Here is a 20,024-nt window from a genome sequence, read left to right as displayed (position 1 = left end):
ATTGCTGTCCCGGCAGCGCCGGACGCACTCGGCGGCGTTCCCGCAGCGCCATGGATCAGAGGCTGCCCCGCCGCCAGGCCGCAGGGGTTACGCCGCTCTCCCGGCGCAGCGCTCGGGTCAATGCGCTCTGTTCGGAATACCCCGCGGCCAGCGCAATCTCGCTGATCGGCAGCGCACTGGTCCGCAGCTGGTGCTTGGCCCAGCGCAGGCGGCAGGCACTGACCCAGGCCTGCGGACTCAAGCCGAATTCGCGCTGGAACAACGCATGCAGCCGGCTTTCGCTGACGCCGACGAATGCCGCCATGCGCGCGACCGGCCAGGGCTGCCCCGGGTCGGCCTGTACCGCCGTGCACAGCCCCTGCATGCGCGCGCCACTGCCTGCCGGTGCAAACACCCTCAGCAAGGCAGGCAGCAGCAACGGCAGCGGCTGCCCCTGCCGCACCTCGGCCAGCCCCTGGCGCAGGGCCAGCGGCAGATGCAGCCACCGCTGCCTGCACAGGTGCTCCTGCGTGTCGTCGTCCAGAACATCCGGACCGCAATCAACGATCACGAAACCGTTCGGACCCTCCGCCATCTGGTCATGCGCCTCGCCGGCGGCCACGAATGCGCCCTGCAGAAGGTCCAGCCGGCTGCCCCGCCCTTCCAGCTCGAACTGCAGCTCGCCCTGCAGTGGCAGCACCCATTGCGCGTAGTCGTGGCGATCCAGGCCGGTGGCCTGGCCATAGTGCCGGAGGTGGAAAATGGCGCCCATTCGGCAAGTCTGCGCGCCTGACACCGGCGGTGCAATTGACTGCTATAGTCGGGCCGTCTATCCAGCAAGGAGTGCAGGTCATGGCATATCGACAGGTTTCCCTGGCTCTGGCCGCGAGCATCGGCCTGTCCCTTTCCGTCACCGCCAGCGGGCAGGAACGCCGGGCGCCGGCACCGCACTGCCTCGACGCCGTGGGCGTGCAGGAGGTGGAGCAGGCCTCGCCGCGCTCGATCGCCGTCCGCGCCGCGTCCGGCCAGGCCTACCGGATCGACTTCAGCGAAGACTGCCCGAACGTGCGTGCGGCCACCTCCCTGAAGCTGGAAGCGCCGGCAGGCTGGGCCTGCGGCCGCCCCAGCGAACGCGTTGTCGTGGACGGGCACAGCTGCGCGGTCAGCGCGGTCAGTCCAGTGCAGAACCGCGACTACGCCACTGTCGCCCGTGACAGTGACCGCCTGAGCACCGCGACCCTGCCTGCGGTGACCATCAGCGAGCGGCGCGAGCAGCGCCGCAGCTTCGGCGGATCGCCCTCCTACTGTTTCGCAACCCGCAACGTCCGTGCCTGGTCCTCCGATCAGCAGGGGCTGCTGGTGGAGACCAATCCACGCCGCAATGGCGGCCACCGCTACTACCGCGTCGAACTGGGCGGCAGTTGCCGCCAGCTGGACCGCGCGCCTCAGGTCAGCTTCCAGTCCGGGCTGCAGAACGGCCTGATCTGCGGCAATCCCGGCGATCGCATCCTCAGTGCCGAGTTCGAGCCCGGCGACGAGCGCGGCCTGGGGCCGCTGCCGCTGTACACCCGCGGCAGCTGCCAGATCCAGGCGGTCTACCCGGCCGCGACCCAGGCGTCGAACTAGCTCCCGACACCGAGGAAGGTGAACGGTGCGCTGGGAACGAAATGCTCCAGCGCATCGCCGGAGAAGGTGTTGCGCTGGTCCTTGCCCAGGTCCAGCTTGAGCACCTTGCCACCGAAGTCGATCCTGTTGAGGTCCACCCAGAACGTATTCGGCGTCATCGCGGACTCGAAGAAGTACAGGCGTCGCTTGTGGTCGGCCACGGTGCGCCAACGCGTGGACGAGATATTGGGCTCGCCCGGCGTGGTGATTCCGTACGGCACCGAGACATTGCGGATCACACTGAACACACTGGCCAGTGCCACCACGGGGTCTTCCGCCTTGGGAATCGCATTGATGTAGAACGACGCGCGTGCAAAACGGTCGGCCGATCGGTTGGTGCCCGGCAGCATCACCGTGCCGCCGATCTGCTGCCAGTAGCTGTTGAGCGCAAGCTGATGCTCGAAGATGGGCGAATTCGTCATCACCTGATAGCGGCGATCATGATGGATGACCTGACGGCCACCGATGTACTCCACGATCGCGCTGTCGCCGCTGGCATCGGACAGAGAGAGATGCAGGGTCGCCTGCCGGTCCTCGCCGGGCACCTTGTCGGTGACGATGGAGTACGGCTCGCGCTGCAGCGCCGCCACGGCCTCTGCAACTGTCGCAAAATTATCCAGCACGTACTGCGCCCACAATGAAATGGCTAGGCCGGGCTTGCTGCCGCGCTGCTGCGGATACTCCGATTCCACCAGCCATAGCAGATTGGCGACCAGCCCCTTCTCGTTCATGCCATCGGTGGTCGACACGTCGTAGCCGGTGGCCACCACGCTGCCGTACCGTGCAGTCCATGCCAACGACTTCGGCCCGGCCTCGCCGGTCCGTGCAATTCCGCGCGGCAACACGTACAGGTTGGTCGCCACATCGACCTTCCAGTCCATCGACCGCGCCGTGATCACATCGCCGTTGTCACCCAGATAGACCGCACGTGTGCAGGCCAAGGCAGGCATTGCAGCGCCTGCCAGGGCCGCCACCAGCAGCGCGGCCCCTGTGTGCTTCATCATCCGTACCATGTTGCCCCCGTCCATGCCCTGGAGGTCCAATCTCAGCGCATGCAGGGTGAGACAGCGGTGAAGCCCGGCGCCCCTGCCGCGACTCAGCCGGCGTGGAGCGCCGGCTGCACGATGTCGGCGAGCAGGTCCACCGCCGTCGGCGCCGCGCGGTCGCCCTGCAGCGCACGGCTGAATCCGGCCCAGTCGCCCACCGTGAGTCCATGCAGCATGGACGCCTCCACCTGCAGGACACGCATCGCCCAATAGGGAAACTGGCGCTGGCCAAGCCTGCTGCGCGCCAGCTCGACGATGTCGACATGGCTGCCGGCCTGCAGGATGCGCTCATAAACCGAATCAATGCCATCCGGCGGCCCTTCGATGTACTGCAGGAAGCGCCCGCCATCATGCAGCAGCACCCCGGTCACGCCAGCCAGCTTGTTGAAACGGGCGGCGTCGTCCACCAGCGCCTTCAGGCGATCTGCGGAAAGATCCGGCAGCGCCTGGCTGACGTAGGCGATGGCTCGCAATGGCATAGCGCTTCCCTGGCAAGATGTGCAGCCACGGTAGCAGTTGCGGATGAGCCCGTCATAAGGCTGCGCCCCGCTTGCTGAAGAATTCAGGTTCAGGCCATGTCCGGTCCACCGCACCGCCGTGGCAGTGCCGCCTCCAGCACAACCTGCCCCGCGTCGTTGCGCGCGGTCAATCGACCGCCGTGAGCGCGCACGAACTGATCGACGATGTACAGCCCCAGGCCGAGGCCCTTGCTCTGGTGGAAGCTGGCCTTGAAGGGCTCGAACAGCCGCGGCAGCAGCGCCGCGTCGATGTGGCCGGCATTGCTGACCCGCAACACCACCCGCTGCGGGTCACGCCCGTCCAGTTGGACATGTGCTTCGCCGGCATGCGTCAGTGCGTTGCCGATCAGGTTCGATGCGACCTGCCCCAACCGGTCCATGTCGCCCTGCAGGACGGTATCGCCCTGCGCCTGGAAGCGGATCCGCTCGAGTCCGTGGGCACTGCCCGCCTCCGCAATGACCGCGCGGGCCAGGGCGTCGAGGTCGCAGGTCGTGGTCTGCAATCGCAGGCCGCCGCTGCGGATGCGCGAGAAGTCCAGCAGCTGCTCGACCATCCGTGCCATGCGCAGCGTGCTTGCTTCCAGGTGCTGCAATGTCTGCTGTGCAGCGGAATTGCCCGCAGGCAGTTCCAGGCTGAGCTTGTCCGCGCAGAGCAGGATGGCTGACAGCGGCGTCCGCAGGTCGTGGGTAAGCACCGCGGCCATGGTCTCGTTCAACTTCAGCGCGCGCTCCAGGGCTTCGTTGCGCACCTTCAGCAGCTGCCGCTGCTGGTACAGCTCGATGAACACATTGACCTTTCCGAGGATCACCTGCGGCGCCACCGGCTTGTGCAGGAAATCCACCGCGCCGGTCTCGTATCCCTTGAACGCGCGCACCGGATCATCCGGCGACGCGGTGAGGAAGATGATCGGCACGTCACGGCTGCGCAGCGAGCCCCGCATCAGTTCCGCCAGCGTGAAGCCGTCGATCTCGGGCATGTGCACATCCAGCAGCGCCAGCGCCACCTCGTGCTCGAGCAGCAGTTCGAGCGCCTGGGCGCCGGAGCTGGCCAGCAGCAGGTTGACGCCCTCGCGCTGCAGCAGTGCCTGCATCGCCACCAGGTTCTGTGCAACGTCATCGACGATCAACAGGTTGACCGGGGCCTGGGCCTGCGCAGGGTCCGGTGGCAACAGGTTCATGAAAACAACTCCTTCAAGCGGCGACACATCAGTTCAAGGGGCAGCACCGCATCGGCGCCGGCATGCTGCAGGGCCGAGGCCGGCATCATCGAAGCTTCGGCCTCTTCGGGGCATTGCAGCCAAGCGCGACCTCCCGCCTCGCGCACTGCCGCCACGCCTTCGGAGCCGTCACTGCTGGCGCCGGTCAGCAGCAGTGCCAGCACGCGCGGACCAAACACCGCCGCGGCCGATTCAAACAGGGGGTCGATGGCCGGACGCGAATACAGCACAGGGGGATCGATCGACAGGGCAACCGAGGATCGGTCTTCCACCAGCAGGTGATAGTCCGGCGGCGCAAACGTCACCGTACCGCGCTCTATCGGCTGCTTGTCCTCCGCCTCGCGCACCGGCACCGCGCAATGCGGCGCCAGCACCTCGACGATGCGGCTGTTGCGGTCACGGGGCACATGCAGAACCACCAGCACCGGCACCGACAGGCCCGCCGGCAGCGCCTGCACGATGGCCTGCAGGGCAGCGACCCCGCCAGCGGATGCACCGACCACTATCACCTCCGGCAGACCGGCGTCATTCATCAGGCGACCTTCCGGTACAGCCGATGTTCGCGCGAACACACGTCGAACGCGTCGTGATGGCAACCGAACTGCAGCGACTCCTTGCTGCCCAGGCCGAGGAAGCCACGATGCACGAGCGCTTCCCGGAACAACCCCACGGCCCGGTCCTGCAGGTCCCGGTTGAAATAGATCAGCACATTCCGGCACGACACCAGGTGCACCTCGGAGAACACCGTGTCCGTCGCCAGGCTGTGATCGGCGAACATGATGTTGCGTCGCAGGTGACGGTCGAACACGGCCCCGTCATACGCCGTCGAATAGTAGTCCGACAACGACGCCCTGCCCCCCGCCGCCAGATAATTGCGGCTGAACTGCGCCAGGCGATCGATCGGGTATGCGCCGGCCTCGGCGGTCACCAGGGCCCCGGGATTGATATCGGTCGCATAGACGATGCTGCGCTCCAGCAGCCCTTCTTCGTGCAGCAGCACCGCCAACGACCACACCTCCTCGCCCGTGCTGCAGCCCGCCACCCACAGCTTCACCGAAGGATAGGTGCGCAGTACCGGCACCACCTGCTCGCGCAGGGTGCGGAAATACGCCGGGTCCCGGAACATCTCCGAAACCTGCACGGTGAAGAACTGCATCGCCTGCGTGAACAGCTCCGGCTCGTGGAGCAGGCGATGCTGCAGGTCCGACAGCTTCTCGCACTCGTAGCGCTGCATGGCCTGGCGCATGCGCCGCCGCAGCGACGACACCGCGTAGCTGCGGAAGTCGTAGTGGTAGCGCTGATAGATCGCCTCCAGCAGCACCTTCAGCTCCAGGTCGAACAAGGCCTGCTCGTTCATTGACGCGAGCACCACACCCGGCACAACGAAACCAGCTTGTCGACATCGATCGGCTTGGCGATGTAGTCGTTGGCGCCGGCCTGCAGGCAACGCTCGCGGTCATCGGGCATGGCCTTTGCGGTCAACGCGATGATCGGGAGATCCTGCAGGTGGCGCTGCGCCCGGATCTCGCGCATCGCCGTCAGACCATCCTTCTCCGGCATCATGATGTCCATCAGCACCAGGTCCACCTCGCGCTGCGCCAGCCGATCGACCGCCTCCTGGCCGTTGCGCGCGATCTCGAGGTTGACACCCAGCGGCTCGAGCACGCTCGACAGCGCGAAGATGTTGCGCACATCATCCTCGGCCAGCAGTACGGTGCGCCCATCAAGGATGGTGTCGCGCCGGCGCGCCTCGCGCAGCAGGCGCTGCTGATCGGTCGGCAGGCTCGCCTCCACGCTGTGCAGGAACAGGGTGACCTCGTCCAGCAGGCGCTCGGGAGAGCGCGCACCCTTGATGATGATGCTCTTGGAATAACGACGCAGCCGTTGTTCTTCCTCGCGGCTGAGCGCACGGCCGGTGTAGACGATCACCGGCGGGAAGCCGACGTCATCATTGCCGGCCATGTGTTCAAGCAGGTCGTAACCGCTGCCGTCCGGCAGGGAAAGATCCATCACCATGCAGTCGAACGTGACACTGCTGAGCTGCTCCAGCGCTGCGGCCAGTGTGCCGACGGCGACGATCTGCAGTTGATCACGCCCCAGCAGCAGCTCCAGGTTGCGCCTCAGCTCGCTGTCATCCTCGACGATCAGCAGGCGCCTGACATCGCGTTGGCTGGTCTGCTCGAGCTGCTCGATGGCCGCCGCCAGCCGCTCGCGCGTGGTCGGCTTGATCGCATAGCCGATCGCGCCCAGCTCACGGGCCACCTGGCTGCGGTCCATCGCCGAGACCACGTGCACGGGGATGTGCCGCGTGTCCGGGTTGCGCTTCAGACGCTCCAGCACGCTCAGACCTGACACGTCGGGCAGGCCGATGTCGAGCAGGATGCCGTTCGGCCGTAGTTCGGCAGCCAGCGCCAGCGCTTCCTCTGCCGTGCCGGCAACCACGCAGTCGAAGTCCAGTTCATGCGCCAGCACCACCAGCGCTTCGGCGAATGCCACGTCGTCCTCCACCGCCAGGATCAGGCGTCCCATGCGCTGCCGCCGGCCACGATCATCTGGAACGTGTGTGGCAGCTGCGGGCGGGGGCGCAGGCGCAGTCGGCGCCATCTGTGCAACCACCGGACGCGCTGCCGGAGTGGCCACGCGCGCGGGCTCCGCTCCCGGCTCCGGCGCGGACACGGGGGCGCCCTGCAGCGGAAGCTCCAGCACGAAGCAGCTGCCACGCCCCGGTTCGCTGTCCACCTGGATTTCACCGCCCATGCGGGCAGCCAGGTCGCGCGAGATCGACAGGCCCAACCCGGTGCCGCCATAGCGCCGGCGGGTACTGCCATCAGCCTGGCGGAAAGCCTCGAAGATCACCTGCAACTGCTCGCGCGCGATGCCGATGCCCGTATCACAGACCTCGAAGCGGATGCGGCCACTGCCGCCGGGACGCACGTGCAGGCTGACCTTGCCGTGCTCGGTGAACTTCAGTGCATTGGCCAGAAGGTTCTTCAGAATCTGCTGCAGGCGCTGGCTGTCCACCACCAGCTGACCCGGCGCCAGCGCATCGGCGCTGATCTCCAGGGCAAGCCCCTTCTGCCGCGCGATCGGATCGAAGGTCTCGCGCAGCCGCTGCAGCGCGCTGTCGACCGCGACCACTTCATCGCTCAGTTCGACATGCCCGGCTTCGATGCGCGACAGGTCGAGAATGTCATTGATCAGCGCCAGCAGATCGTTGTTCGACGACAGGATTGCCCGTGCGTACTTCACCTGCTCTTCGGTGAGCGTACCATCCTTGTTGTCGGCCAGCAGCTTGGCCAGGATCAACGAGCTGTTCAGCGGCGTACGCAGCTCGTGCGACATGTTGGCCAGGAACTCGGACTTGTAGCGCGACGTCGCCGCCAGCTCGTTGCTGTTGCGCACCAGCTGGCTCTGCGCAACCAGCAGGGCCTGCTTCTGCGCCTCCAGCTCGTGCGTGCGCTCCTCAAGCTGTACGTTGCTCTGCTCCAGTTCGGCCTGCTGCTGTTCCAGATGGGTCTGCGACTGCAGCAGGCTGCGGCTCTGCTCTTCCAGCTCCTCGTTGGCCACGCGCAGTTCCTCCTGCTGGGCCTGCAGCTCCTCTCCCTGGCGCTGCGACTCCTCCAGCAGCACGACCAGCTGCGCGCGCAGCAGCGACGCCCGCAGGGCCATGCCGATGGTGTCGCCACAGCGGTCCAGCAGTTCGCGGTCCAGATCACGCTGTTCGCCGACGCTGGATCGACCCAGCTCGACGATGCCGACCACGGCACCGTCACTGCTGATCGGTGCAAGGATCCGCTCACGCACCGGAACCCGCCCCAGGCTGCTCTGGAGTTCAAGTACCGAGGCCTCATCGCCCTGCAGGTGGCGGGTGCGCAGGTCGCGCGCGACCTGTCCGGCCAGCCCCTCCTGCAGCGCCAGCGACGTCGGCATGCCGGCCGGCAACGCCAGTCCGCCCGTCAGTTGCAGACGGCCGCCCTCAAGCCGGTACACGGCGCCGACATCGGCCTGCAGCTGCGAGGCCAGGCTGGTCGCCGCCGCCTCGGCGATCTGCTCCGGCCCCAGGTCTCCCCGCAGGCTCATGGCCACGGCGTTCTCCGCCTCCTGCAGCCACAGGGCGCGCATGGCCTGCCGGCGCGCCTGGATGGCGCGGGACACGATCAGCGCGATCATCAGGAAGGCCGCACCGCCGATGGTGCGATTCACCAGCGAGAATGCCGAATTCGTGCTTGCCGGGGCGATGTGATAGCCCACCATCAGCAGCGCGCAGGCCAGCACCGCGACCACGAACGGTGCGCGTGCACTCCGCTGGAACACCGTCACGCCAACGGCCAGGAAGTAGGCCAGCCACACCGCATACCCCAGAGGCACGACAAGTTCCAGTGCGATGGTTGCGGCCAGCAATGCGGCAGCAGTCATCCATATCCAGCGGTCGCGCGAGGTTGCACCGGGACGCATACGGGGCGATTCCAGAAGGCAAAGAAGTGCGTGATGGTACCCCGTGTCGTATTCAGCCGCATACGACCAATGGCACGGGTCATCCCTGCACACATCCTTCACACTGCAGTGCCTAGCTTTCCGGCCCTCACAGGGGTAATGCTCATTTCCACGTGGACGCACCCGCTTCTACGAGGTCCGCTCTGACGGACACTTCCCAACAGCTGCGCCTGCTGATAGACAGCGTGCGGGACCATGCGCTGTATCTGCTCGATCCCGAGGGCATCGTCTGCAGCTGGAACCCCGGGGCCGAACGCATCAAGGGGTATGCAGCCGAGGAAGTCATCGGGACCCACTTCGGACGCTTCTACCTGCCAGCAGACCGCGACGCCGGCGAGCCGCAGCGGCTGCTCCGGCTGGCCGCGCAGCAGGGTCATTGCTCCGCCGAAGGCTGGCGCGTCCGTCGCGACGGCGCCTCGTTCCGCGCCAGCATCGTGATCGAGCCGGTGCTGGAGAACGGCGAACTGCTCGGCTACGTCAAGATTACCCGCGACATCACCGAACAATGGCAGGCGCAGCGCCTGCTGCGTGACGCACAGCGTGCACTCCGGCAGACCCAGCAGTTCGAGACGGTCGGCCGGCTGAGTCGTGGGCTCTCGCATGAATTCAACAATCTGTTGACCACCATCGGCAACGCACTGGATCTGCTGGCGCTGCGCGTGGGCAGTGATCCGCGGGCCCACGAACTGCTTTCCACTGCACAGACGGCGACCGACCGCGGCGCATTGTTGACCCGCCAGTTGCTTGCGTTCAGCACCGGGCAGACCCTGATCCGTGAACCGGTGGACGTCAACGAACTGATCGTCGAGTCCTTGCCGGGCCTGCGGCGCGCGCATGCCTCGGGTACACTGCTGGGCACGGAACTGGCTCACGATCTGCCGCCGGTCTGCACCGACGCGCTGCAGCTGCAGACCGCCCTGGCGAACCTGGTCGCGAACGCTGTCGAAGCCACGGCCGATGGCGGCCACGTGCTGATCGCCACCGCACTGGAGCATCGCCTTGATCCGGATGGAGAGGCTGGCCAGCAGCGCCGATACGTGACGGTGAGCGTGCGTGACCAGGGGCGTGGCATGCCCGTCGATGTGGCGGAACGCGCGACAGAGCCTTTCTTCACCACCAAGGACATCGGCAAAGGCAGCGGACTGGGCCTGAGCCAGGTGTTCGGATTCACCACCCAGAGCGGCGGCTTCGTCGATGTCTCCACCACGCCAGGCGTCGGCACCACAGTCAGCCTGCTGTTACCCGCACTAGAGGAACCCGCCCCATGACCGATGATCCGATCCGCGTGCTGATGGTGGAGGACCAGACCGACCTGCGCGAAATGATAGGGCTGGCCCTGCGCGATTTCGGCATCGACGTGGCGACCACGGCCGACGGTCATGAAGCAGTGGCCCTGCTGCGCGGCGATACCCGCTTCGACGTGGTGTTCAGCGACGTCAGCATGCCCAATGGCATGTCCGGCATTGAACTGAGCGAACACGTCGCGCGCGACCAGCCGCACGCCCGCATGATCCTCTCCTCCGGCTATGCGCGTTCGCAGCTGCCTCCCCTGCCCGAACAGGTCGAGTTCCTGCCCAAACCCTATCGGCTGCGGCAACTGGTGGAGCTGCTCAGGCAGGACTGAGCCTCGCCAAGTGCGTCAGGGGAGTTTTTCCCTGTCCGCACGCCTGCTGCGGCCCCTGCGCCGACGGTGAACCCGGCTGCAGATTTCAAGAATTCCGAGCACGCAGGCGAACACCGCGGCCACTTTGCCAAGGGCGATCAGCAGGTGCATGGCGACTCCCGTCTGGACCGAAGGCGTGCAGGTGGCCGGGTACCCCTCCCGGCATTGGGGGCCACTGTAGGCCCGGCAAACCCATGCAGCCCGCAGACTGCTATGCGTTTCCGGCAAGAATCACCCGCGGACTCAGTCATCCAGAGAGTCGGCCTCGCCCGGTTTCCGGCTGATCCGTGATCTTCGCCAGCCGCCGTGGGAACGGAAGTAGCCGGTATCCCCGCTGACGGTATAGCGCAGCGCTGCCCACGCGGCGGCGACCAGGGAGGCCTGCCAGCCCCGCGCCTTGCGGAACGCGTACTGGAAACGCCCCATCACCCGGCCGCCGGGGGGATGATCGGGAAGGCGGGGCGGCGTGCGCGTCCAGGGAAGACGGCATGGCCCACCCGGCAGCACAGGGGGACGGCGCCCGGTCCGACGCCAACGGACGTCACGGCATTGCGATTCATTCGGATCCTGCTGGTCATGGGGGAAGCGCTGCGCACGGCAGGCTCAAGGCCTGCCACGAGTCCCCCTGCCGACCCGTCACGCTGCAGTGAAACTGGGCGCTGAGCAGTTAGCCTTGTGTGAAAACGGCTTGCTTACCTGACTGGATGTTCAGGCTCCCCGCCCCTCTCGCGAACCCTCGGCCCTCACCAGAACGAAATAAGGGCTGTAAAGAACGAGAGTCTTAACAGTTCATGCTGTATGGTCACTGCATTCGGCTTCTCTTCGGCGCGAAATTCCTCGCCTCCGTGTCCAGCCCCTGACCGGCAAGACACATGACCACTCCTGTTGCATTCCGGATCCTGCGGATCCGCCCTTTGCTGCGCCTGGATGCCACCATCGAACGGCTGGATTCCGTGCAGGCCAAGTGCAAGTCATGTGGGGACGAATCACGGATGTCGCATGGGTGCGGGCTCACCGATGTGCACGGGGGTGTGCAACTGAGGTGTCCCGCCTGCGGCTCGATCGATGTCTTGACGGCGGCGGATGCCTGGGGCCACTGGGTGCAGCAGATCAGGCACGATCGAATACTCGCACTCGCTGGCCTGTTGCCAGAGGACCTGGATCGCCCCTAGGTGAGCCTGGCGGAAGGCAGACCAGGCCGCCGCACGCCCTTTTCCAACGCACTGTGGCGGGTGGCAAGCACGCCGCAGCGAAGACAGCACGCCGCAAGCAGAAGCGGTACCCGCCTGATCATCTGCGGGCAATTGACCGATGGTGACCCCGGCCCGATTCGAACGGGCGACCTTCCCCTTAGGAGGGGGACGCTCTATCCAGCTGAGCTACGGGGCCTTGCGCAAGCGGTAAAGCATACCGCGTCCAGCTGAATGGACCAAGCCACCGACGATCGCCGCGCCATCGGCGGCAGGTATGCTGGCCGCCCCCACATCAGTCCCACCGGATGTCCGAGTTCTGGCTTTTCCTCTCCAATTTGGGCGACAGCCGCTGGCTGCTGCCCATGGCCATGGTGCTGCTGCTGGCATTGCCGCGAAGCGAATCGTCCTTGAGGCGACGCTGGGCCGTCGCCATCGCCGTGACCGCCGGACTGACCTTGGCCTCCAAGCTGGCGTTCATGGGCTGGGGGCTGGGCATTCAGCGTCTGGACTTCACCGGCATTTCCGGGCACGCCGCCATGTCCAGCGTGGTGTACCCGGTGGCTCTATGGCTGACGGTGAGCACTGGCGAACGCAGGGACCTCCGCTGGTTCGCTGCAGGCTCTCTGCTGGCCGGTGCAATCGCGTATTCACGACTGCCTGTTCAGGCACACTCGACATCGGAGGTCATCTCCGGCCTGGCTCTGGGCCTGGCTGCAAGCTGCGCGGTGCTGGGGACATCGGTCGCCCACTCGCGGCCGAAAGTCCGGGTGCTGTTGCTGGCCTGCGTGACGGGGCTGGTGGTTCCGGCGGCCATTTCGGATCTTCGGACACACGATCTCATCAGGGACGCCGCCAAGCTGCTGTCGGGGCGAAGCAGCACGCATGAGCGGCATGACCTCGGGAACTGAACCCGGCGCTTGACACTGCGGGCCTTCCGCCGCAAGATTGGGGTGAAATTTTCCCTAACGGAGTAGGTGCCTCTCCCATGTTCAAGAAGACGATCGCCGTTCTGGCCCTGGCGGCATTCTCCGCCTCCCCGATGATGGCCTTCGCGCAGGACGCGCAGGCAACCACTGACGCCGAGACTCCGGCTGCCGAAGTGACCGCCGGCGCTGAAGCCGCTGGCTATTCGAACGCTGCCATTTTCGGCACCACTGTAGTCGGCATTGCAGCCGCAGCTGTGGCTTACAGCATCGGTGGCGACAGCAGCAGCGGCAGCGACGACAATGGTGGCGGCGAACCCGGTGGTCCGGGTCCGGGCGGCCCAGGCACCGGCGGTACGGGTGGCACTGGCGGGACCGGCGGCACCGGCGGCTGATTCGCCCTGCTGTTCGAGCAAGCCCTCGCCGGGCAATGCACGGCGGGGGTTTTTTATGCCTGTCGGAAACCCACCACATGAACATGAAGCCTCTCCGTATTCTCGCCACTGCACTCACTGTGCTGGCCGTTTCCGGCTGCGCATTCGCGCCAGGTCAGCACCTGCGCCGAAGTGATGTCACTTCGCAGAGCAGCGACGATGGCCGACTGGAAATCGTCACCATCACCTCCAAGCTGATCGCCCAGGAGCATGCAGCTCGCAACGAACAGACGCTTCCTGCCGAGCTTTTCGATTACCAGCCTTCCCCTTACCAGGTCGGCATCGGTGACATCCTCTACGTGACGGTCTGGGATCACCCTGAACTCACCGTACCCGCCGGCTCCCAACAACAGGGCGCGCTCGCCGGTCGTCTGGTGCAGAGCGATGGCACGCTGTTCTACCCCTACATCGGGAAGGTCAAGGCGGCGGGCAAGACCCCGTCTGAGATCCGTGAGGAAATCAGCCGGCGCCTCGCGCAGTACGTGGAATCGCCGCAGGTGGATGTGTCGGTCCTCAACTACGGCAGCCAGCGGGTGTGGGTCACCGGCGCGGCCGAGCGGTCCTCGCCCGTCCCACTCGGTACCTCGCCGCTTACCCTGACCGATGCCATCAGCCAGGCCGGACTGAACGCAGCCCAGGCGGATCTCTCGGGCATCCAGTTCAGCCGCGACGGAGTGAGCTACACCATCAACCTTGAAAGTCTGGCCAAGGAACATGGTGGGCGCCAGCTGTTCCTGAAGGATGGCGATTCAATTTATATCCCCTATCTGGATCGCAAGGAGGTCTTCGTCGTTGGCGAGGTCAACCTGCCAGGCGCGTACAGCTTCCGGACTGGCGACGTCACATTGAACCAGGCGCTCGGTCGTGCACGCGGGCTGCTGCAGCAGACGGCCAATGGCAATGCGGTGTACGTCATCCGCGGCAGCACCGATCTGCAGCAGGAGCCTTCGGTGATCTATCAGCTGGAAGCACGCTCACCAACAGCATTTGCCGTTGGCAGCCAGTTCAAGCTGCAGCCCGGGGACGTGGTGTTTGTCGGCGCCGCAGGTGTGAGCCGCTGGAACCGCTTCGTCAACCAGCTGCTGCCCTTCACCAATATCCTCTACACGGCCGCGCGCACCGGAACCGAAGTCAGGGACAACTGACATGGCGCGCACGGGAGCAGCCTCGGTGCGTTCATTCCGACGCACTTCAGGCCGTCTATTGCGCATGGCGTTGATCGCCGTGGCGCTCGTGCTTGCCGGTTGCACCACCGGCAGCCGGGCAACGGCGGACAGCTTCCGGCTGTTGCTGCACAAGCCCGTTGAGGTCAGCCCCGCTACCGTGGCGGCAAATCGCTTCCCGCAGGTGCTGGTCGAGACACGGGACCTGACCGCGGTGGCCGTTCTTGGCTACGTTGATGGTGGCCGGCAGCAGTGGTACGCCGGCACGCATGCCGTGATCGAGCTGGACGGCAACGGCGTGCTGCTGGGCTCAAGCGGGCTGGGACGTCAGTTGCAGACGCGGATCATCGGCGCGTCCCCCTTCGACCGCCTGACGTCGTTAAGCGGACCGGCACAGGTGCAACGCCAATACGACTGGATGTCGTCGTATCAGCTCGGCGTTGTCGTCACCGGCACGCTGACACCCGGCGCCACCGAGGAGGTCAGGATTCTCGGCCGCACCCGCACCCTGCAGCGATTCGTCGAGCATCTCCAGGGCGGCGGAATGGACACGCAGAACATCTACTGGGCGGACCCGGCGACCGGATTCATCTGGAAGAGCCGGCAGCATCTTGCCCCCGGGTACGTCGTGGAACTCACCCAGCTCAAGCCCTACCGTGCCCCGAAGGGATGACAGGCATGAACACTCGAATTCTCTGCCTGATGCTGTCGGCGCTACCGTCACTGTGCTGGGCGCAGGCGCCGTCGGTCGTGCGCGTCGAGGGTGCGGTCGCCCATCCCGGTGACCAGGCCATCCAGCCGGAGCGGCGACTGGCCGATGTGGTTGTCCAGGCCCAGCCTGCGGCCGGCGCCTATCTGCTCGGCAGCAGCTATCTTCGCCGCCAGGCGCTCGTTGAACAGGTCCGACTGCGTGCCGGAATCCTGCACGGCCTGACGCAGCTTCAGCTCAACGCAGATCCGGCCATTGTCGAAACCGCGGCGACCCTCCAGCAATGGGTGCAGGCGCACGCCGCGACCGGACGTGTACCGACGGTGATTTCGCCACGCCTGATGCAGGTGCAGCCGCAGAGCAATCCGGTGCTCATGGCCGGCGATGTCCTCCGCATTCCCGTCCGACCTGATCACATCACGGTCCTCGGCGCGGTCCGAACCAGTTGCACTGTCCACCATTCCCCGCAGCGCGATGCACGGGACTATCTGCGTGACTGCCCACCCAGCGCGGCCGCCGATCCCGACTCGCTCTATATCGTGCAACCCGATGGCCGGGTTCAGCAACAGGGCATTGCACTCTGGAACCGCGCGGATCCCCAGGCGGTCGCCCCTGGCGGTTCGATCTATGTTCCGTTGCGCGAATCGGTGCTGAAATCCATCGACCCGGCATTCAACAACGACGTTGCCACCTTCATCGCCACCCAGCCTGTCAGCCCGTAATGACCGACATTCCCCAGCGTGCACGCGTGCCGCGCCCAGCCCGCTTTGCGCTGACCGCGCTCGCCTTGTCACTGAGTGCCGCGTTGCAGGCCCAGGAAGCCCCTCCGCCGACCGCCAACGAATGGGGCGGCATCGGCCTCCTGCAGACACCGACGGCACGCATGGCGCCCGACGGCGACCTCAGCTTCACGGCCTCGCACAATTCCCCGTACAGCCGCTACAACCTCACGCTGCAACCGTTCCCCTGGCTTGAGAGCACGTTCCGCTACATCAACGTGTCCAACATCCGCTATGGTCCGAACATCGCGGGAGACCAGAACTACAAGGACAAATCGATCGACTTCAAGCTGCGGCTCTGGCAGGAATCACGATGGCTGCCGGAGCTTGCCTTCGGTGTACGCGACCTCGGTGGTACCGGCTTCTTCTCCAGCGAATATCTGGTTGCCAGCAAGAATCTGGGGCCCATCGACGCCTCCATCGGCCTTGCGACCGGCTACATCGGCAACCGCGGCGATTTCGCCAATCCACTGGGAGCGATCGACGATCGATTCAAGAATCGACGCCCCATCGCGGGCAGCAACATCAACGACGCCGGTCGCTTTGGTCTGGACAACATGTTCAAGGGCCCGGTCGGCGTCTTTGGCGGCATCACCTATCAGACGCCGCTGGATTCGCTGCTGGTCAAGGTCGAGTACGACGGTAACGACTACCGCCGTGAGCCGCGCGGGAACAATCTGGAACAGCGCACCCCCATCAACGTGGGGCTGGTCTACGTCCCCAACCGCAACGTGGAACTCACCGCCGCGTGGGAACGCGGTGACGCGGCGATGTTCTCGCTGACCTGGCGCGGCAATCCCGGCCATGCCGTGTCTGCGCCCAAGCCTTTCGATCCCCCGCCGCAACGGATCGTGCCTCGCGACCCGCAGGCAGCCGCGGTTGCGGCGACCGCAGCGCGCGACGCCGGCGCCACGACAGCAGAAGGCGGCCCGGACTGGGCTGCCATCAGCGCCGACCTCACCCGGAATGCAGGCTTCCGGGTCGAGCGCATCTCCCGTCGCGGCGATGAGCTCTACGTGGACGGCTACCAGAACCGATACCTCCACAACGCCAAGGGCCTGGGACGCGCCGGCCGCATCCTGGCCAATGCGACGGGCGATGAGTACGAGTGGTTCACGCTGCGGACAACACGACTGGGGATGCCCATCGTGGACACGTCCGTCGCCCGCGGTGCCCTCGTGGGCTATCTGGATGGTCGGGTCAGCGAGGACGTGCTACGTCGCAGCACCGAGGTGCAGTCTCCCGACGACGTCACTCGCCAGACGTTGTATGAACCCAGGACACGCCCCTATGGCGGCGGCTTCAACATCGGCTACCGACAGAATCTCGGTGGCCCGGATGGTTTCATCCTTTACCAGATTGCCGCCAATTATTCCGGAAGCCTGTTCGTACGCCCCAACATGTGGCTTACAGGAACCGTCAGCGCCAACCTGATCAACAATTACGACAAGTTCAAGTACAACGCCCCAAGTCGACTCCCGCGCGTGCGCACCGATCTGCGCAGGTACATGGTGGACTCGGACGTGGTGTTGCCAAATCTGCAGTTCAATGTGGCTGGGCGCCTGGGCCGCGATCTCTATGGCATCGCGTACGCGGGTTACCTGGAGTGGATGTATGCCGGCGTAGGCGGTGAACTGCTGTATCGTCCCGGCGGTGAGCGATGGGCCGTCAGCGCGAACCTGAATCGCGTGCAGCAACGCGACTTCGATCAGCGCTGGGATCTGCGCGACTACAAGGTCACGACCGGGCACGCCACCTTCTACTACAGTTTCGACGCCCGCGAGCGCATCGTCGGCTCGCTGTCCGTCGGCCAGTATCTGGCGGGGGACAGGGGCGCAACCCTGGACGTCGCCCGCGTCTTCGACAATGGCGTCACGATGGGTGCCTATGCAACGAAGACCAACGTTTCCGCACGCGATTTCGGCGAAGGCAGCTTCGACAAGGGAATCTACATAAGCGTCCCGCTGGACGGATTCCTGCCACGGTCGACACGCGGACGAGCCGCGTTCAACTGGAATCCCCTGATCCGCGACGGTGGCGCCATGCTCAGCCGCAAATATTCGCTGTACAACATCACCGGCGATCGCGACGAGCGATTCTTCTACGACAACATCCGCTCGATCGACGATTGACCTGCCGGAACGCAGCAGGGCGGCCAAAGGCCGCCCTGCTGCACGTTCGCCCGGTGAAGACCTACAGGTACCGCACCCAACTTTCGATGCCTTCGGCCATCAATCTGTAGACATGCTCGAAAGCAGGACGCTGCTGGCGATAAGGATCGGGGATTTCCCGGTCCTGCTGCCACTTGCCCAGCAGGAAGGTCTTGCCCGACGCCTGCGGCGCGATCTCGGTGATGCGGTGAATGTGCTTGCGCTCCATGGCCAGCACCAGATCGGCCGCCCCAAGGATCGCATCATCGATCTGGCGTGCGCGGTGAGCCAGCCCATCCATGCCCTGCTCCACCAGCAGCGCCTGGGCAGTGGCGTCGATACCATGCCCGACGAGTGCTCCCAGACCTGCGGAAGAAACCTGGATGCCTCTGCCCTGGACCGCCCGTCGAAGCATCACTTCAGCCGAGGGACTGCGGCAGATATTGCCGACGCAAACAAAAAGTACGTTATTGAACACTGACCTGGATCCTGTGGCATTCCATGCAGGCCCCGCCGCGAAACGGGCGGAGCGCTGACAGCTGCACAGATTACCTTACAGCGCCGCTGCTGGCGAGAAAATAGCCATGCAATTCATGGAATTACGTCGCAGTTCGCAGTTCTGCAGGGTCAATAAGCCGACTTCTGCCCGAGAACCTTCAGCGCCGTCAACGCAATGATCCGCACATCCAGGGTCGGGCTCCAGCGACGGATGTAGTCGATGTCGTACTGCACGCGCTTCTTCATCGACCGCAGTTCCGGCGTCTCGCCCCGCAGCCCGTGCACCTGCGCCCAGCCGGTGATGCCCGGCTTGACGTAATGGCGGTGCATGTAGCGTTCGATCACGCGTTCATAGTGATTGTTGTGCTGGATCGCATGCGGACGCGGGCCCACCACCGACATGCTGCCACCCAGCACGTTGAAGAACTGGGGCAGCTCATCCAGGCTGCTGCGCCGCAGGAAGGCACCGAACCGGGTCACCCGCGGGTCGCCCCGGGTCGCCTGCGTGATCTGCCCCGTCCCTTCCTCATGCACGCGCATGGAGCGGAACTTCAGCATCCAGAACTCCTTGCCGCCCAGGCCGTGGCGGCGCTGGCGGAACAGGATCGGGCCAGGTGAACTGAGCTTCACACCGATCGCCAGCACCACGAACAGCGGCGCCAGCAGAATGACCGCTACGCCGGCCACGAGGATGTCCTCGATGCGCTTGAACAGGCGGAAATTGTGGTCCACCAGGCCCTGGCGCACGCCGATCATCGGCACATCGCCCACCTGGTGCACGCCCGGGTTCAGTGCCCCCAGGCCCGTGGTATCGGGAATCAGGCGGATCGGCACCGGGAACCGCTCGATCTGTTTGAGCATGTCACGGATGGGCGCGGTATCCCCCAGCGGAAGGGACACCCAGACCTGGTCGAACTCCCCCCGGTGCGCATCCAGGTAGCGCGGTACATCATCCAGTGCGCCCAGGCGCTGCGGGGCATCGCCGCCACGCCGGGTGGCAATGTCGCCCTTGCTGGTGAAGTAGCCGATCACCTCCTTGCCCATCTCCGGCTTGCCGCGCAGCAGGCGATGCAGCCTGAGCGCCGGGGCCCGGAGCCCGACCAGCAGGATCCGCTCGCGATCCAGTCCACGCGAACGCAACCGGTGCAGCTGGACACGCAGGAGTACGCGCAGCCCCGCCATCGAGGCCAGGCCGCCGATGTACCAGCCCACCAGCCAGCGCGATGGCACGGCATCGGCCAGCCCCACCAGCACGGCATACAGGGAGAACAGGGCGAAGCTGCCGGACCAGGCCAGCAGCAGCAGCCAGAGGTCGGCCAGCAGGCCACGCAGGCGCCAGTTGCGGTAGACCGGTGCGATGGAGAAGCAGACGATGGCGCTGAGAATCACCGCACCGAAGACGATGCGCTGGGACTGGTTGGGGGCCGGCGTGCCGTAGCATACGACGTGGGCCAGTGCAGCCATGCCGGGCAGGAGCAACAGGTCTCCGAGGCGAAGCCCCAGTTCCAGGGCCGCCCGGGCTTCGACCCGGCGGCGGCCGGCATCGGCACGCTCTGCGGGGAGGTCATCTACCGATCCATGTAGCACTGCACT

Annotated in this window: 20 protein-coding genes and 1 tRNA gene; 9 read left to right on the top strand and 12 right to left on the bottom strand. The window is 65.7% G+C overall.

What is annotated here, in order from left to right; translation table 11 throughout:
* Positions 1–55 precede the first annotated feature (55 nt).
* Positions 56–751 (bottom strand): AraC family transcriptional regulator, encoded by a 696-nt coding sequence (locus ABE543_RS11700; RefSeq protein ID WP_346475706.1) that lies wholly within the window; start codon positions 749–751, stop codon positions 56–58.
* 80 nt (positions 752–831) lie between these two features.
* Here ABE543_RS11700 and ABE543_RS11695 point away from each other — a divergent pair, with 80 nt between their 5' ends.
* A complete protein-coding gene (locus tag ABE543_RS11695) occupies positions 832–1,605 on the top strand; it encodes a DUF6491 family protein (protein WP_065175574.1) in 774 nt (257 codons plus the stop codon).
* Here ABE543_RS11695 and ABE543_RS11690 read toward each other — a convergent pair.
* The 6 genes from ABE543_RS11690 to ABE543_RS11665 all read right to left on the bottom strand — a co-directional run bounded on the left by ABE543_RS11690 (position 1,602) and on the right by ABE543_RS11665 (position 8,880).
* Positions 1,602–2,645 (bottom strand): linear amide C-N hydrolase, encoded by a 1,044-nt coding sequence (locus ABE543_RS11690; RefSeq protein WP_229765795.1) that lies wholly within the window; start codon positions 2,643–2,645, stop codon positions 1,602–1,604. The genes ABE543_RS11695 and ABE543_RS11690 overlap by 4 nt on opposite strands.
* 95 nt (positions 2,646–2,740) lie before the next feature.
* Positions 2,741–3,169 (bottom strand): BLUF domain-containing protein, encoded by a 429-nt coding sequence (locus tag ABE543_RS11685; RefSeq protein ID WP_128988643.1) that lies wholly within the window; start codon positions 3,167–3,169, stop codon positions 2,741–2,743.
* 89 nt (positions 3,170–3,258) lie between these two features.
* Complete coding sequence (locus ABE543_RS11680) at positions 3,259–4,386, bottom strand: hybrid sensor histidine kinase/response regulator (RefSeq protein ID WP_053516742.1); 1,128 nt, start codon at positions 4,384–4,386, stop codon at positions 3,259–3,261.
* Positions 4,383–4,958, bottom strand: coding sequence for a chemotaxis protein CheB (locus tag ABE543_RS11675; RefSeq protein ID WP_128988641.1), 576 nt, complete (start codon positions 4,956–4,958; stop codon positions 4,383–4,385). The genes ABE543_RS11680 and ABE543_RS11675 overlap by 4 nt, the downstream gene beginning before the upstream one ends.
* Positions 4,958–5,782 (bottom strand): CheR family methyltransferase, encoded by an 825-nt coding sequence (locus ABE543_RS11670; RefSeq protein WP_065175572.1) that lies wholly within the window; start codon positions 5,780–5,782, stop codon positions 4,958–4,960. The genes ABE543_RS11675 and ABE543_RS11670 overlap by 1 nt, the downstream gene beginning before the upstream one ends.
* Positions 5,779–8,880 (bottom strand): response regulator, encoded by a 3,102-nt coding sequence (locus tag ABE543_RS11665; protein ID WP_346475705.1) that lies wholly within the window; start codon positions 8,878–8,880, stop codon positions 5,779–5,781. The genes ABE543_RS11670 and ABE543_RS11665 overlap by 4 nt, the downstream gene beginning before the upstream one ends.
* A 152-nt stretch (positions 8,881–9,032) precedes the next feature.
* Here ABE543_RS11665 and ABE543_RS11660 point away from each other — a divergent pair, with 152 nt between their 5' ends.
* Both ABE543_RS11660 and ABE543_RS11655 read left to right on the top strand, forming a co-directional pair.
* Positions 9,033–10,187: a PAS domain-containing sensor histidine kinase gene (locus ABE543_RS11660; RefSeq protein ID WP_053516751.1), complete on the top strand. Its 1,155-nt coding sequence runs from the start codon at positions 9,033–9,035 to the stop codon at positions 10,185–10,187.
* Entirely contained in the window at positions 10,184–10,543 is a 360-nt protein-coding gene (locus ABE543_RS11655; protein WP_053516753.1) for a response regulator, read from the top strand. The genes ABE543_RS11660 and ABE543_RS11655 overlap by 4 nt, the downstream gene beginning before the upstream one ends.
* Positions 10,544–10,558: 15 nt before the next feature.
* Here the strand turns inward: ABE543_RS11655 and ABE543_RS11650 are convergent, their stop codons facing one another.
* The 3 genes from ABE543_RS11650 to ABE543_RS11640 all read right to left on the bottom strand — a co-directional run bounded on the left by ABE543_RS11650 (position 10,559) and on the right by ABE543_RS11640 (position 11,971).
* The gene (locus tag ABE543_RS11650; protein ID WP_258012811.1) at positions 10,559–10,693 is read right to left on the bottom strand and encodes a hypothetical protein; all 135 of its coding nucleotides are present in this window, start codon (positions 10,691–10,693) and stop codon (positions 10,559–10,561) included.
* Between the two features lie 132 nt (positions 10,694–10,825).
* Positions 10,826–11,008 carry a hypothetical protein gene (locus ABE543_RS11645; RefSeq protein WP_053516755.1) on the bottom strand — a complete coding sequence of 61 codons (183 nt, stop codon included), beginning with the start codon at positions 11,006–11,008 and terminating at the stop codon, positions 10,826–10,828.
* A gap of 886 nt (positions 11,009–11,894) precedes the next feature.
* A tRNA-Arg gene (locus ABE543_RS11640) sits at positions 11,895–11,971 on the bottom strand.
* Positions 11,972–12,080: 109 nt separating this feature from the next.
* Between ABE543_RS11640 and ABE543_RS11635 the strand changes: the two genes are divergently transcribed.
* The 6 genes from ABE543_RS11635 to ABE543_RS11610 all read left to right on the top strand — a co-directional run bounded on the left by ABE543_RS11635 (position 12,081) and on the right by ABE543_RS11610 (position 17,915).
* Positions 12,081–12,683, top strand: coding sequence for a phosphatase PAP2 family protein (locus ABE543_RS11635; RefSeq protein ID WP_180875943.1), 603 nt, complete (start codon positions 12,081–12,083; stop codon positions 12,681–12,683).
* Positions 12,684–12,760: 77 nt separating this feature from the next.
* A complete protein-coding gene (locus ABE543_RS11630; RefSeq protein WP_053516758.1) occupies positions 12,761–13,093 on the top strand; it encodes a hypothetical protein in 333 nt (110 codons plus the stop codon).
* Positions 13,094–13,176: 83 nt separating this feature from the next.
* Positions 13,177–14,277, top strand: a complete 1,101-nt coding sequence (locus ABE543_RS11625; protein WP_180875995.1) for a polysaccharide biosynthesis/export family protein — start codon at positions 13,177–13,179, stop codon at positions 14,275–14,277.
* A 64-nt stretch (positions 14,278–14,341) separates the two neighbouring features.
* Positions 14,342–14,968 carry a YjbF family lipoprotein gene (locus ABE543_RS11620; protein ID WP_065175569.1) on the top strand — a complete coding sequence of 209 codons (627 nt, stop codon included), beginning with the start codon at positions 14,342–14,344 and terminating at the stop codon, positions 14,966–14,968.
* A 5-nt stretch (positions 14,969–14,973) separates the two neighbouring features.
* A complete protein-coding gene (locus tag ABE543_RS11615; protein ID WP_346475704.1) occupies positions 14,974–15,726 on the top strand; it encodes a capsule biosynthesis GfcC family protein in 753 nt (250 codons plus the stop codon).
* Positions 15,726–17,915, top strand: coding sequence for a YjbH domain-containing protein (locus ABE543_RS11610; RefSeq protein WP_197600496.1), 2,190 nt, complete (start codon positions 15,726–15,728; stop codon positions 17,913–17,915). Before ABE543_RS11615 ends, ABE543_RS11610 begins: the two co-directional genes overlap by 1 nt.
* A gap of 61 nt (positions 17,916–17,976) precedes the next feature.
* Here ABE543_RS11610 and ABE543_RS11605 read toward each other — a convergent pair whose 3' ends face one another.
* Positions 17,977–18,411 carry a low molecular weight protein-tyrosine-phosphatase gene (locus ABE543_RS11605; RefSeq protein ID WP_053516763.1) on the bottom strand — a complete coding sequence of 145 codons (435 nt, stop codon included), beginning with the start codon at positions 18,409–18,411 and terminating at the stop codon, positions 17,977–17,979.
* 149 nt (positions 18,412–18,560) lie between these two features.
* Positions 18,561–20,018 carry an undecaprenyl-phosphate glucose phosphotransferase gene (locus ABE543_RS11600; protein ID WP_111186541.1) on the bottom strand — a complete coding sequence of 486 codons (1,458 nt, stop codon included), beginning with the start codon at positions 20,016–20,018 and terminating at the stop codon, positions 18,561–18,563.
* Positions 20,019–20,024: the final 6 nt, after the last annotated feature.

The organism is Stenotrophomonas sp. TWI169 (assembly GCF_039674705.1).
Taxonomy (GTDB): Bacteria; Pseudomonadota; Gammaproteobacteria; order Xanthomonadales; family Xanthomonadaceae; genus Stenotrophomonas; species Stenotrophomonas maltophilia_P.
Note: the sequence above shows the minus strand (reverse complement) of the source record. Positions and strands in the feature narration are given on the sequence as shown.